General features: G+C 72.3%; 11 protein-coding genes and 1 pseudogene. 5 read left to right on the top strand and 7 right to left on the bottom strand.

The annotated features are described in order from the left end of the window. Positions 1-4 precede the first annotated feature (4 nt). On the bottom strand, positions 5-574 hold the full coding sequence (locus tag SLAV_RS37060) for a TetR/AcrR family transcriptional regulator (protein ID WP_030227801.1): 570 nt from the start codon (positions 572-574) through the stop codon (positions 5-7). 103 nt (positions 575-677) lie between these two features. Here SLAV_RS37060 and SLAV_RS37055 point away from each other — a divergent pair, with 103 nt between their 5' ends. Further along, positions 678-1589 carry an alpha/beta hydrolase family protein gene (locus SLAV_RS37055; RefSeq protein WP_030227803.1) on the top strand — a complete coding sequence of 304 codons (912 nt, stop codon included), beginning with the start codon at positions 678-680 and terminating at the stop codon, positions 1587-1589. 56 nt (positions 1590-1645) lie between these two features. On the opposite strand, the gene SLAV_RS37050 is transcribed toward SLAV_RS37055, so the two are convergent. Continuing rightward, entirely contained in the window at positions 1646-2083 is a 438-nt protein-coding gene (locus tag SLAV_RS37050; protein ID WP_030227805.1) for an SMI1/KNR4 family protein, read from the bottom strand. A gap of 122 nt (positions 2084-2205) precedes the next feature. Between SLAV_RS37050 and SLAV_RS37045 the strand changes: the two are divergent. After that, positions 2206-2613, top strand: a pseudogene (locus SLAV_RS37045) (nucleotidyl transferase family protein); the annotation flags it as partial. 86 nt (positions 2614-2699) lie between these two features. Here the strand turns inward: SLAV_RS37045 and SLAV_RS37040 are convergent. Continuing rightward, entirely contained in the window at positions 2700-3227 is a 528-nt protein-coding gene (locus SLAV_RS37040) for a winged helix-turn-helix transcriptional regulator (protein ID WP_030227807.1), read from the bottom strand. 107 nt (positions 3228-3334) lie between these two features. Here SLAV_RS37040 and SLAV_RS37035 point away from each other — a divergent pair, with 107 nt between their 5' ends. Further along, a complete protein-coding gene (locus tag SLAV_RS37035; protein ID WP_234333501.1) occupies positions 3335-4732 on the top strand; it encodes an MFS transporter in 1398 nt (465 codons plus the stop codon). A 215-nt stretch (positions 4733-4947) separates the two neighbouring features. Here the strand turns inward: SLAV_RS37035 and SLAV_RS37030 are convergent, their stop codons facing one another. From SLAV_RS37030 to SLAV_RS37015, 3 genes are all read right to left on the bottom strand, one after another. After that, positions 4948-5205, bottom strand: coding sequence for a ferritin-like domain-containing protein (locus tag SLAV_RS37030; protein WP_158740575.1), 258 nt, complete (start codon positions 5203-5205; stop codon positions 4948-4950). 207 nt (positions 5206-5412) lie between these two features. After that, positions 5413-5754: a HopJ type III effector protein gene (locus tag SLAV_RS37025; RefSeq protein WP_030227811.1), complete on the bottom strand. Its 342-nt coding sequence runs from the start codon at positions 5752-5754 to the stop codon at positions 5413-5415. 666 nt (positions 5755-6420) lie between these two features. Then, complete coding sequence (locus SLAV_RS37015; protein WP_030227815.1) at positions 6421-6690, bottom strand: hypothetical protein; 270 nt, start codon at positions 6688-6690, stop codon at positions 6421-6423. Between the two features lie 334 nt (positions 6691-7024). Between SLAV_RS37015 and SLAV_RS37010 the strand changes: the two genes are divergently transcribed. Further along, on the top strand, positions 7025-7654 hold the full coding sequence (locus SLAV_RS37010) for an HAD-IA family hydrolase (RefSeq protein WP_030227818.1): 630 nt from the start codon (positions 7025-7027) through the stop codon (positions 7652-7654). Positions 7655-7693: 39 nt separating this feature from the next. On the opposite strand, the gene SLAV_RS37005 is transcribed toward SLAV_RS37010, so the two are convergent. Next, positions 7694-7912 carry a hypothetical protein gene (locus SLAV_RS37005; protein WP_030227821.1) on the bottom strand — a complete coding sequence of 73 codons (219 nt, stop codon included), beginning with the start codon at positions 7910-7912 and terminating at the stop codon, positions 7694-7696. 271 nt (positions 7913-8183) lie between these two features. On the opposite strand from SLAV_RS37005, the gene SLAV_RS37000 reads away from it, so the two are divergent. Then, positions 8184-12464 (top strand): NACHT domain-containing protein, encoded by a 4281-nt coding sequence (locus tag SLAV_RS37000; RefSeq protein WP_030227823.1) that lies wholly within the window; start codon positions 8184-8186, stop codon positions 12462-12464. Positions 12465-12488 lie beyond the last annotated feature (24 nt).

The raw sequence follows: 12488 nt of genomic DNA, 5'->3' as shown, positions 1-12488 counted from the left end.
CGCGCTATGCCTTGCGACGGCATCCGGCGAGGAGGGTTGCGACCATGTGCTTGGCGTCGGCCTGGTCGTAGTCGGGGCCGGTGATGCAGAGGTTTCCGATGGCGCGCATGAGCGTGTAGGTGGTGATGCCGGGGCTGAGCTCGTCGGCGGCGGTGCACGCGTCGAGCAGCGTCGCGCACGCCGGGAGCAGGGTGTCGAGCATGAGGGCGTGGAGGTTTTCCAGCCCCGGGTCACCGGACCCCAGGGCGGCACCGAGGCCGTGCTTGGTCACAAGGAAATCCACGAACGCGTCCACCCAGCAGGTCAGGGCCGCGAACGGGGAGGCCGATTCCTCCAGGAGCCGGGGCGCGAGTGCGGCGCAGGTGTCGATCTGGTGCCGGTAGACGGCGGTGACGAGGTCCGCCCGGGTCGGAAAGTTTCGGTAGATCGTCCCCACGCCGACGCCGGCGCGCTCGGCGATATCACGGACGGGGGCCTGGACACCCTGCTCTACGAAGATCGCCGCCGCGGCCGCCAGCACGGCGCTGCGGGTGCGTTGCGCCTGTGCTTGGCGTACTCCGACCGATTCCGACACGAGATTCTCCCTTTACTCGCGGAACAATGTTCCGCTATTTTGGCGGAACGCCGCTCCGCCAAAGTATGGCAGGGCGCCCCCAGGAAGAAAGCACAGGTCCCCCATGCCTTCCCATCACCTCACCCAGCGGATCGTCGCGGTCAAGCCCATCCCCGTTCCCGCGCCCGGCCGCAGCGTCGACCTCCAGGTGAAGGTCACCGCCCCGTTGTCGGGCCGGAGCCTTCCCGTCATCGTGTTCTCCCACGGCAACGCGTGGTCCATGGACGGATACGAACCCCTCGTCGACCGGTGGGCGGCCGCCGGATTCGTCGTCGTGCAGCCCACCCACCTGGACTCCCGCCGCAACGGCATCACGTGGGACGACCCGCGCTTCGCCACCATCTGGCGCGTCCGGATCGCCGACCTCCATGCGGTTCTCGACGGCCTCGGCGACATCCTTGCCCAGGCGGGCGATCTGGAGACCCGCGTCGACCGGGACCGTGTCGCGGTCGTCGGCCACTCCTGGGGTGCCCAGACGGCCGGGGCGCTCCTCGGCGCGCGCGTGCTCGACGCCGACGGGATTCCCGGAGAGGACTTCTCCCACTCGGCGGTCTCGGCCGGCGCGCTGATCGCTGCGACCGGATCGGGCGACACCCTCACCCCGTTCGCCGTCGAACACCTCCCGTTCATGAGGCCGGACTACTCCACCATGACCGCTCCGACCCTGGTCATCGCGGGCGGCAGGGACCAGTCTCAGCTCTCCACCCGGGGGCCGGAGTGGTTCACCGACGCCTATCACCTGAGCCCGTCCCCGAAGAGCCTGCTCGGCATCGCCGAGGGCGAGCACACCCTGGGGGGCCTCGCCGGCGAGATGGTCGCCGAGACCACCGACGAGGACCCTGCCCGCGTCGCACTCGTCGCCGACGCGATCTCCGCCTACCTCCACGACGCCTTCAAGCTTGACGACGCCGCGTGGACCGCCCTCGACAACGCCGCCGCAGCCGGCGACGGCACGTGGGACATCACCAGCAAGTGAACCCGGCCGGGGCACGAGCTACGGGATACCGCGGAGAACATGCGTTGAGCCAGGGGCTACAGCTGGTACCAGCCGTCGCCGCCTTCGCGAAGTGAGCGCCCGAGGTAGTCCCGCAGGTCGCCGGCCACCCACCGCCTGCTGTCGGTCTCGTGCTCCCACACGAAGATGTCGGGACGCTGCGGCCTCTGCACGAAGGCGAAGTGATCACCGCCCCCGTTGTCTCCGAAGAACAGCAGGGCGTCGAAGGGCATGTACAACCGGGCGAAGGATGGGTCAGACCAGAAGACACGGTTCTGCTCGACGATCTGATCGATTGCCCAGACGGTGTCGACCGAGGTCTGACCGATCACCCCGTTGCTCTCAAGGAGCAGCTGCTTCAGCTCTGGAGGAATCTCCCGGCCAAGTCGTCGCTCGGCCTCGGCGAGTTCGGGGGCAGGAGCCGGTTCTCGGAAGCCGACGCCGGGAAAGGCCTGCGAGGCCGTCTCTCTCCACATGCCCAGAATCGTAGTGACCCGATGCGCCGACTACGTCCTGGGCCCGGCCGCGCAGGGCCGGTGGGCCACCACCCGCCCGAGATGGGGCGTCGCCGGGACCTGGCGCGCGCCGCCGGGCCGCCCTCCTGTTCGACGAGGTCGTCGTCTGCGTCATGTCCTATCCGAACAAGACCGGCCGCTTCCCCGTCGGTGAGCGGCTGGACCGGCTCCGCACGGCAGCAAGCGGCCTGAGCAACGTCACCATCGACTCCCACACCGGCGGCCTGCTGGTCGACTACTGCCGCCGAGTCGGAATCGACGTCGTCATCCGCGGAGTCCGCGGCGTTGCCGACCTGGACCACGAAATGCCGATGGCCCGCATGAAACACGAACTGGCCGGAGTCGACACGTTCTTCATCGCTGCCGACCCCGCCCTGACCCACATCTCCTCCATTCTCGTCACCGCGGTGAAGCACCAGGACCGCGTCCCGAATGGTGATGTGCGCGGGCTTCTTCCCGTAGGCGAGAGCCGCAGCAAGGGCAAGGCATAGGGCCTTGGCGGACAGTCGGGTGTTCTCCCCTCACCCGTGACGGCCGGTCGATCGAGACCACCGTTCACTCCTGATCGCTGCTGCGTTCAGGAGCCTTCGACCGGTCCGGACCGATCCCATCCGGGCGCCCGTACGTCGATCGTGAGACCTCCCGCGCCGGCCTCCTCACCGCAGGTCCGGCACGTCGACTTCAGGTCGAGGTCGTGCTCGGCGGCGTGCTCCGAGCCCGGTGCGCCGCGGTGCCGGAAGGCGACCGGCGGGGTGTCCACCGCCCAGCGGTCGCCCCAGGCCAGCAGCGCGTGCATCACCGGTGCGAGGTCGCGGCCGGCCTCCGTGAGGTGGTACTCGAAGCGCACGGGGCGCTCGCTGTAGGCGCGGCGCTCGACCACGCCCGCCTCCTCCAGTGCACGCAGTCTGGCGGCGAGGCGGTCGCGGGGGGCACCGGTGTTGCGGACGATCTGGCCGAAGCGCCGGTTGCCGTAGAAGATCTCGCGGATCGCCAGGAGGGCCCAGCGTTCGCCGACGAGTTGCAGCGCGGCGGCCGCGGAGCACGGCCGGCCGGGCACTTCGGGGTGCGGAACCGAGTTCTCGCCCTGCTTCGCGTTCGAGGTCACCTCCCCATCCTCCTCCTAGTGCGTTGTGTTTTCAAACCCACCCGGCTAGCCTCCGGTCCATGACAGTTGGATTTTCAAACCCACCCTCACGCAGGGCGTCCCGAGCCGTGTTCGCGACGGTCGCGGCCGCGGTCTTCATGTCGAACCTCGACCTCTTCATCGTCAACGCCGCCCTTCCGGCCATCGGCCACTCGTTCGACGGCAGCGGCCTCGGCTCCCTCTCCTGGATCCTCAACGGCTACGCGATCGCCTTCGCGGCGCTCCTCGTGGTAGCCGGCCGCGTCGCCGACCGCTCCGGCCACAAGCCGGTCTTCCTGACCGGACTGGCGGTGTTCACCCTCGCCTCGGTCGGCTGCGCACTCGCCCCCGACGTCGGGACCCTGGTCGCGGCACGGCTCGTCCAGGCCGCCGGCGCTGCGCTGCTGATGCCGACGTCGCTCGCGCTGCTGCTCGACACGACGGCGCCCGAGAAGCGCGCCGGGGCGGTGCGGGCCTGGGCGTCGATCGGCGGGATCGCCGCCGGACTCGGGCCGGTGGCCGGCGGGCTGCTGGTCGAGGCCGGATGGCGCTGGGTGTTCATCGTCAACGTGCCGGTGGGGATCGCGGCGTTCGCACTCGGTGTCACGGTGCTGCCGTCGCCCGGACGCGCCGGGGCGCAGAAGAGTCCGCTGCCCGACCTGTTCGGCGCCGCCCTCCTCACCGGATCGATCGCCACGCTCGCGCTCGGCCTCGTCAAGGCTCCCGACTGGGGGTGGACGAACGCCCGCACCTTCGGCGGCCTGGCTGCCGCGGTGCTGCTCGGCGTCTGGTTCGTGGTGCGCTCCGCCCGCCACCCCGTACCGATCATCGAGCTGCCACTGCTCCGGGTACCGGCGTTCGCATCCGCCGCGGCGGCCCTGACGCTGTTCACCGTCGCGTTCGCCGGAATGCTGCTCGGCGCGGTGCTGTGGTGCCAGGGCGTGTGGGGCTACTCGGCTCTGCTCACCGGCCTCGCCATCGCGCCGGGCCCCTTGCTGGTGCCGCCGGTCGCGTTGCGGATCGGGCCCGCGGTCGCCAGATTCGGTGCGGGCCGCATCGCGCTGGCGGGAACCGTCGTGTTCGCGGCCGGCATCCTGTGGTGGGCCGCGACGCTGGACACCGGCCCGTCCTACGCGGCCTCGCTCCTGCCCGGCATGATACTGACCGGCCTCGGCGTCGGTATGACGCTCCCGGTCCTGACCGGGGCGTCGGCGGCCGCCCTGCCTCCGGCCCGCTTCGCCACCGGGTCGGCCATCACCTCGATGGGCCGCCAGATCGGCGCGGTCCTCGGCGTCGCGATCCTGGTCGGCATCCTCGGCACCCCGGCGCCCGGACACGCTGTCGCCGCGTTCCGGCACGGGTGGTACGCGGTCGCCGCGGCCTCCCTGCTCTCCGCGTGCGCCACGGTTCCGCTCACCCGCAAGCCGCGACCGGGCGTAGCCGAGTCGCCCGACGCCGCAGGGGCCGCGAAGGTCGGCGCCGCCTGAGGAGCGAATCCCGCCCGTCGTCGGCAGCGCGGGCACCGACCCGGAGCCGGCCTTCCGGCTGCTGCGGGCGGCCGAGGACGTCATCGGCCACCCGCAGCGGCCGTGGGCGAGGAGTCCGGTTCACGCGCGGGCTCCTTCGCACCGGGCGGTGCACTCCGCGCTGGGTGAGCCTCGCGTCGGTCAGGCCGGCGTTCCGATGATCGGCAGGGAACGTCTCAGCAGTTCTCGCTGATCACGTCCTCCAGTTCCGACAGCGACGCGCGCTCGTCCTCGATCTTCTTCCTGAGTACTTCCAGCGCCTGTTTCAAGGCGCTGATCTGGCTCTGGTCGGGATTCGCCTGCGCTTCCAGCTCAGCGATCCTGCTCGCGACCTGGTCCGCGTGCTCCTGGGTCTTGGCGATGCTCAGCTTGAGGTCCTTGGCGAGGCGCTTCATCAGGTCGCAGCCGCTCTCCGCGGCCATCGGTGAGTTCACGTCCGTACTCCTTCATCGGCGCGCCCCGCCGTCGGGGCACCCAGGAGGCCAGTATCAGAGCCACCGTCCGCCCCGCACCCGGCGGAATAGCCCGTCCGGACGCTCAGGTGGACAGGCATCGACACGGCGACGCGCCGCTTGGCCTCGACGTCCCGCAGCCCTATGCGTGGTGGACGTGACCTTTGGGTGCTCGCCCGACTTCGCTGGTCAGCTCTTGCGGGCCAAGGGCTGCCCGGCGAAGCTCACTCCTGCCAGGCCATGGGCCATGAGGTTGCGAATGTTGCCGTGATCAGTGTCGTTCGGCGTCGCCAGCACACTGCGGTAGTACTCACCGAATGCCCACAGCGCCTCCTGGTCGCTGAGGCCTTCCAGCAGGGCCAGTCCCAGCGTCTTACACGAACCCTCGTTCTCACCTGCGGCATTTTCCAGTTCACCGTTGCGGAACGCCTGCGGCTGGTACTCGTAATGCGCGGCGACGAAGGCCAAGGTGTCGGCGAACTCGTGCTCACCTGACGCAAGGCTTGCCCGCAGCGAGTTCAGATCAGCCATGTTGGTTCCCCTGGGTTGAACAGACGCTCCGATTGCCGTCCGTGACCGGACGACAATACCCCCCCGACCCGCCGAAAGCCGGTTTCGGTCCGGGCGACCGGCCACGCGGGCGGTGCTGGTCGGCGGGGCGTTGCGGTTCACGCCCCGCGCCGCCGACGGGTCGGTCGCGTGCCGTGGCAATGCGGGGTCGGGCGGTGGCGTTGCCAACGCGGGGCGGGACGAAGCCTCTTCATGAACCCGGCTGTCCGGCCCGCCGGAGCGGCCCGTCACGGACTGGGCGGAGCTACTGGCCGTCGGCCCCCTGTGGCACCGGCTGAGCGAGTACCGGGACATCCCCGCGGGCGTGGCTCTCGCGCACGTGGTGGCGGCCGCCGGGGGCGCGTCGGTCAGCGAGCCGGCCGGTGACCTGGTGCTGGTGCCGGTCCATCCGCAGACCGGAGACGTATGGCAGCCCGGCGCCGCCCCGGACCCGGCTTCCGGTGGTCGGCGGGCTGCCGGCCGGCGTGGAGCGGGACGACCCGCTGCCGCCGCACCCGTGGTGCCCGTTCCAGCCCTCCAGGGAGGCGTTCCGATACACGCTCGCGCGGATGCCCGCCGTGAGGGAACCGTGGCGGCGGGCGATCTACGACCGAGGATACCGACCCGGCGCAGGGCGTCGCGTGAGCCTCAGTGGTGGACCGCTGCGCAGGTGACCGTGGTCTTGCCGTCTGCCGTCTTGACCACGTACTTGCTTCCGGTGAGACCGCCGAGGTCGAACCTTCCGGACTTGTCGATGGGAACCGAGCCCGAGGTGGAGCCGGAGTAGGTCACCGTCGTGCCGCCGGGGAATCCTTCGCCCCACACGTGGTACTTGCCGGCCGAGTCCACCTCGACGTTGCACTTCGCGGCAGCGGGGGCCGCGGTGGTCGAGGCGTGGGCTGCGATGACGGGGCCCACGGCGAGAGGTGAGGCAACCAAGAGCGTGAGTGCTGCAAGACGACGCGTTCGGTTCATCATTCAACCTGCCTTGGACGCTGACGGTACGGCCGGTGAGACACGACGGCTCCGAAACCCGCAGCAGCGGTCGAGCCGCTACGCCGTACTGATGGCGGCTCAAGCCTATCGTCCGTCGTGGTACGCGGCATCTCACGGCTGGTCTTGACCGTAGTGGGAGAGGTCGCTGTGCGGCTGTGTGATTTGCTGCTCCCCCATGACGAGGCGCGACCGTCGAACCGGGTTCGACGGTCGCCCCGGCTTCCACCCGGCCGATCACCAATGTTGGAGTTCCCGCATGTCTCACCGCACCGGTCTCGTCCTCGATTTCGGCGGGGTGCTCACCACGCCGCTGCTGCCGGCGGTGCTGGCCTTCGAACAGCGCGAGAGACTGCCGCAGGGCGCGTGCGTCAAGGCGCTGTACATGGACGAGGAAGGCGTTCGGCTCACCCACGAGCTGGAGCGCGGCGCCATGGGCCAGACCGAATGGAACGAGGCCGCCGCCCCCAAGCTCGGGGTATCTCCGGACAATCTGATGGGCCGGATCTTCGCCGACCTGCGGCCGGAGCAGACCCTGATCGATGCGGCCGCCGCAGCGAAGCAGGCCGGGATCAAGGTCGGCATCCTGTCCAACTCGGTGGGGCTCGCTCCTTGGAATCTCTACGACGGCTACGAGCTCGACGAGCTCTATCACAGCGTGGTCATTTCCGAGTGCCACGGGCTGCGCAAGCCCGACCCGGAGCTGTTCGAGGTCATGCTGGAGCTGCTGGGGCTGCCGGCCGGCGAGTGCGTCTTCGTCGACGACACCGAAGAGTACGTGCGGGCCGCGGAGAAGCTCGGCTTCGCGGGAGTTCACGCCCAGCAGCCCGAGCAGACCGTCTCCCGGCTGGAGGCCCTGCTGGGCGTGAACCTGGCGGCCCCGCACTGATCCGACCGCAAGGGCGGTCGGCAGGCGAGCCGTGGGGTGTCAGCGATCGGCGCGGCGGCTCATGCGCGCCATGAGCTGTGCCCGGTACACCTGAGCGGTGGTGCGTACCCACAGGCGTACCGCTTCGCTGGAGGCCAGGTCTTGGACGACCTGCCCCAGGAAACGCACCTCCGGGCTCGGGTGCCAGGACAGGACGGTGCCGGCGGCGTGCAGTGCGTGGTCGGTGAAGGAGTCGATGACGGAACGGACATGACGCATGGTGTGGTGACCTCACCGTTTCTTGAGTCGGTGAGGTGCGGGCCCGCACCCCGGTTCGTCGGCGTGCCCTGCCAGGTTCGCCAGGCGTGTCGGCGGTCCGGAAATCCCGCGGGGAATCCCGTCCGGGCGGTGTGGACGCGCAGGTCGGAGGCGGTGTGTGCACAACTCCCGCGAGGTCTCGTTCATCGGGGGCCGGACGCCGGATCCCCCACGCGGCCGGACGGCGTGCCCTACGCTGGACGCCTGTCGATCCGTCAGCGGGGAGGGGCCGATGGCGTCCGAGGAAGCCGTTGCGCAGGAGGTGCGGGCGTACCTGCGGCGGGCCCTGTCCCTGCTGTACGACCTTGAGGACCGGCAGGAGTCCGGACGGCCCCCGTCCCGCGACGGCGAGATGCGCGACCGCCCGGACCCCCTCCTCTGGCGGCGCGTCCACGCGCGGATCGCCCGGCAGATGGAGCGCGACCGGCGGGCGGGGGCGAGTACGGCACCCGACCGGTACACGACGTTCGGCCTGCAGACGTTCCGGCAGCTGCGCGCCGACCTCGCGGCGGAACGGCCCGTCACCGAGGACCGCCGGCGCGTCGTGGAGGCGCTGGCACGCCTCGGTGAGCCGGAGTACGTGCTGCCCTCCGGTCTCCGCCTCGGGCTGGAGAGGGCCGCCCGGCAGCTGTGGCGGTTCACCGCCCGGCGGGCCGGCGACGGCGGCAGCGGGCACCGGCGGCTCGTCGACGAGATCAGCGAGCGCGCCCGCCGGGACATGCTGCTCCTCGACCACGGCTCCGCGGACCTCCCGCCGGTCTCGCTGCGGGACGTGTACGTGCGGCGCGGCACCGAGGAGCGTCTGGCGCGCGTCCTGCAGCAGCAGGCCCTGGCCCGCAGCCCCGGGCAGCCGGTCCAGGTGGTGCTGGGCGAGGCGGGCACCGGCAAGTCGAGCCTGCTGTGGTACCTGGCGGAACTCCTCGACGGCCGACGGGCGGCGGCCCCGCTTCAGGAGACGCGCACCGGCCCTCCGTCCGACGAGATCCGCGCGGGCACGGCGCTGCGGCCGGTCCTGCTGCGGGCCGAGCAGCTGCTCGTCCCCGGCGAGGGCGGACGGCTCCTGGAGTCCTTCGGACCGAGCCTGACCGCCGGCTGCGTCGCGCTCCTCGACACGGCGGACCTGCTCCTGCACGCCGGGGACGGCCGGGACGTGCTGGGCCGGATCGTCGCCTCCTGCCAGGAGCGGGGCGTACCGCTCGCCTTGACCTGCCGCACCCGCGACGGGACCGCCCTCCAGGACCTCCTCGGCAGGACACCGTCCGACGTCGTCTTCCACGTCGGCGACTTCCGCAGCGGGGAGGAGCTGGAGCGCGCCCTGGCCACGTACTGCCTGCACTACCTGCCCGCGGCCACCCCCGCCGCCCGCGCCGGGGCGGTGGCGGACCTGCTGGCGGCCGCGGTGCGCGGGCTGCCCGTCCGCGAGGTGGTCGCCAGGCCGCTGACGCTGCGCATGCTCTTCGAGGTGTACGCACCGCAGTCGCCCTCCCCCGAGATCGACGCCGCGGGGCTGTACGAGCGCTACTGGGAGCGGCGGGTCCGCGAGGACGCCCGCCACGGAGCCGCCGGCCACGCCGTACCGGACTCGCCGGACCTCTCCTGGCCCGCCCAGTCCCTCGCCCGCCTCATGCTGCACGACGGAACGGTGGCGCTGCCCGTCGCGGACGCCGTCGGCCGCCTGCCCGGCGCGAACCCGGAGGCCGGCGACGGCGATCCGCTGGAGCAGCTGGCACAGCTAGACCGGCGCAGCGTGGTCGCGGGCACGGCCGACGGCCGCTCGAACGTCCACTTCTTCCACCAGACGCTCTTCGAGTACGCGGCGGGCCGCTGCCTGGTGCGCCTCGCCGCCGAGAAGAAGCAGTCGTACTTCGGGGCGCTCGGCCGGCACCTGGCCGCGCATCCGGACGACCACCTGCGTGCGGTGGTCGCCGAACAGGCCCTGGTGCAGGGCATGCGCGCGAAGGGCCGCGTGCGGGACGACGCGGAGGAACTGCTCACCGGACTGCTGGGGAGCGAGGACGTCGACCTGCAGGTGATCGCCGTACGGGCCTGCGCGCTGCTGCCGGACGACCTGTACGGCGACATCCGCGCGGTGTTCCACCGGTACCTGCGGGAGCAGGCGTCACCGGCGATGGTGCGCGAGGTGCTGGCCCTGCTGCCGACCCGTGAGCACACGGATCCCGGGCGGGTGGCCGAGGACCTGGGCGTCGTCCTCAAGCGCGACTCCCGCGCCGGCGCCCGGATGGAGTGGCGCGTACTGGACGTGCTGTGCAGGTTCGGGCGACTCGACGGGAGGACGGCGGACGTGGTCTGGACGTTCCTGCGCGAGCTGTGCGCGGACCCTGCGCGCTGTCTGAGGCGCGAGCCGGAGCCGCAGGACGCGGCGCCGGGCGGCTGCGGTGGCGCGCACTGCCTGTGGTCGTGGCTGGTCAACCTGAATTCGAACAGTGCGAGCAGCCATGGAAACCAGGCGGTACGGCTGGTCGAGGCCCTGGCCGAACACCGGGGGGAGTGGACGGCCGCGCGCATGCGGGAGCTGCTCGCGCTGGCCGAACGGCATCGCTCGCGCCCGCAGGTACTCCAGTGCGTGGCCGTCATCCGCCGGCGTGCCGGGGATCCGGAATGGGACGCGCTCTTCCCGGTCGCGGCCCGGATCGCCCAGCGGCTCGGTACCGACAGGGCCCTTCCGGCCGAGGGCGGGGAAGAGCCGGAGGCCGGCGCCGGCGCGTGGGGGGCCCGTACGCCGGTGGAGGAGTGGCGGCAGGCCCAGGCCGCGCTGGACGCCCACTGGTTCGCCGCCGCCCTCTCCGCTCCCGACAGGTCTTCACCCGGGGACGTGATCCGCGCTCTGGCCGCCGAGGGGAAGAGCCCGTTCGACGTCCCGAACCCCCGGCTGAGGGCGGTGCTCGGCCGGGTCGGCACGCTGCTGCGCGAGACGGCCGACGGGGTGCCCGGGCTCCTGGAGGAGACCGTCGCCCTGTGCGAGGGCCGGGACACCGTCGACGGCATCGCGGTCTCCCTGCTGCCGCCCCTGCTCCGTGAGCCCGCCGACGCCCCGGGGACGCGTGCGGCCGCCGCCTGGTGCGCCGCTCGGCTCGACGTCGTCGGCACTCGTGGCGGCCGGGGCCTGCGTACGGGATCCCCGGAACTGCGGTTCGCGGTCGCCGGCCTGGCGCAGCTGCCGCCGGCCCGGCTGACGGAGATCGTGCCCTGGCCTGCCAAGGGGGGCCGGTGGAAGGATGACAGGATCGACGACACCTTCCTGGCTCTCGACGGGGCCACCAAGCTCCTCGTCCCCCTGGCTGCGGCGGGCCACGCCAGGGCGGTCGTCGCGCTGGAGCGCTGGCGGACCCTCGAAGGGCTCCGGCACGAGCAGCTGGCCCGGGGCCGCAACGCATGGCCGGAGTTCCGGGGCGCAAGGCCCTACCACGGCCCCCGGAACCGCGACGGCATGGCCGGGGTGATCCAGGCGGCCTTCGCCGATCACGCCCCACAGGCCCACCGGCTGGTCATGGAGGCCCTGCGCGCGCGGGTGCCGACGGCCGACGTCCCCTGGCTCGCCGCCCTGGCCAAGCGCACGGTGGAGCAGCCCGGTCCGGCGGCCGCCCCGGCACGCGCGCTGTTCGACCGGTTCGGGCCGGATCTGGCCGAGTGGTGCGCGGGCCTGTGGGACGGCACTCCGTGTCCCGACCCGAACGCCAGGACGGCGGCGCTGCGCCTGTGGGGCGATCTGGTCCGCATGGGCGCCGCCGACCGGCCGCCGCTCGCGGTGCAGGCGCGGCTGGCGTCGACGGTGCGCAACCGGCGGTGGTCCACCGCGTGCACGGTGCTGCGGCACTGGAACGGCCACGAGGTCTCCTCGGTCGCGGCCGTCGGCGGCGAACCCGGCTGGGAGGAACTGGACGCGGCGCTGGGCTCCGCCCTGGCCTCGGCGGCCGTCCCGGAGGCCTCGGCCGGGGAGGTCGCTCTCCTCCGCTCGCTCCTGCGCTGCCGTTTCGCGCCGCTGGGCACGCGGGAGGAGGTCGCGGCGGCGGTGGACACCGTGGCCGGGCAGGTGCGGCTGTCGGCCGACACCGCGGCGATCCACGACTCGGGGGCCGGGTTCCTGACCGAACGCCTCTGCGAGTTCGACCCCGGTCGGGCCGTCGGGGTGGCGCTGGAGGTGGCCCGCAGGACGGCGGGGTCGGGCCTGGCCGACCCCCACCACGTCACCCGGCTGGGGTGGAAGTGGCAGAAGCCGCTGACCAGGCTGGCCGCGACCGCGGACCGGAAGGACTGGCTGCGGTTGATCGGGGGCCTGGCCGACGGTCCCCAGGCGATGCTCCAGAAGGCCCTCGACACGGCCGCCGCCCGCCGCCGGGAGGAGGACGTACGCGCCGACGCCGCCCGGGAACTCGCGGCCAGCCCGTACCGCGACGTGGCCATGGCCGGCCTCCGCGACGCCGCGGTACGCCACCGCAGGACCCCGCTGGAGGAACGTCTGTGGCCTGCGGTCCTGAGGCCCGCGGGGGCGTGACGGGCCGGCCCACGGCCGTACGGG

The organism is Streptomyces lavendulae subsp. lavendulae, from assembly GCF_002803845.1.
GTDB classification, from domain to species: Bacteria; Actinomycetota; Actinomycetes; order Streptomycetales; family Streptomycetaceae; genus Streptomyces; species Streptomyces lavendulae.
Note: the sequence above shows the minus strand (reverse complement) of the source record. Positions and strands in the feature narration are given on the sequence as shown.

What these genes read in the sequence shown, in the direction of transcription:
- SLAV_RS37055 (WP_030227803.1), top strand. Translation starts at nt 678, where the DNA reads ATGCCTTCCCATCACCTCACCCAGCGGATCGTCGCGGTCAAGCCCATC.
- SLAV_RS37050 (WP_030227805.1), bottom strand. Translation starts at nt 2,083, where the DNA reads ATGTGGAGAGAGACGGCCTCGCAGGCCTTTCCCGGCGTCGGCTTCCGA.
- SLAV_RS37025 (WP_030227811.1), bottom strand. Translation starts at nt 5,754, where the DNA reads ATGGCTGATCTGAACTCGCTGCGGGCAAGCCTTGCGTCAGGTGAGCAC.
- SLAV_RS37010 (WP_030227818.1), top strand. Translation starts at nt 7,025, where the DNA reads ATGTCTCACCGCACCGGTCTCGTCCTCGATTTCGGCGGGGTGCTCACC.
- SLAV_RS37005 (WP_030227821.1), bottom strand. Translation starts at nt 7,912, where the DNA reads ATGCGTCATGTCCGTTCCGTCATCGACTCCTTCACCGACCACGCACTG.
- SLAV_RS37000 (WP_030227823.1), top strand. Translation starts at nt 8,184, where the DNA reads ATGGCGTCCGAGGAAGCCGTTGCGCAGGAGGTGCGGGCGTACCTGCGG.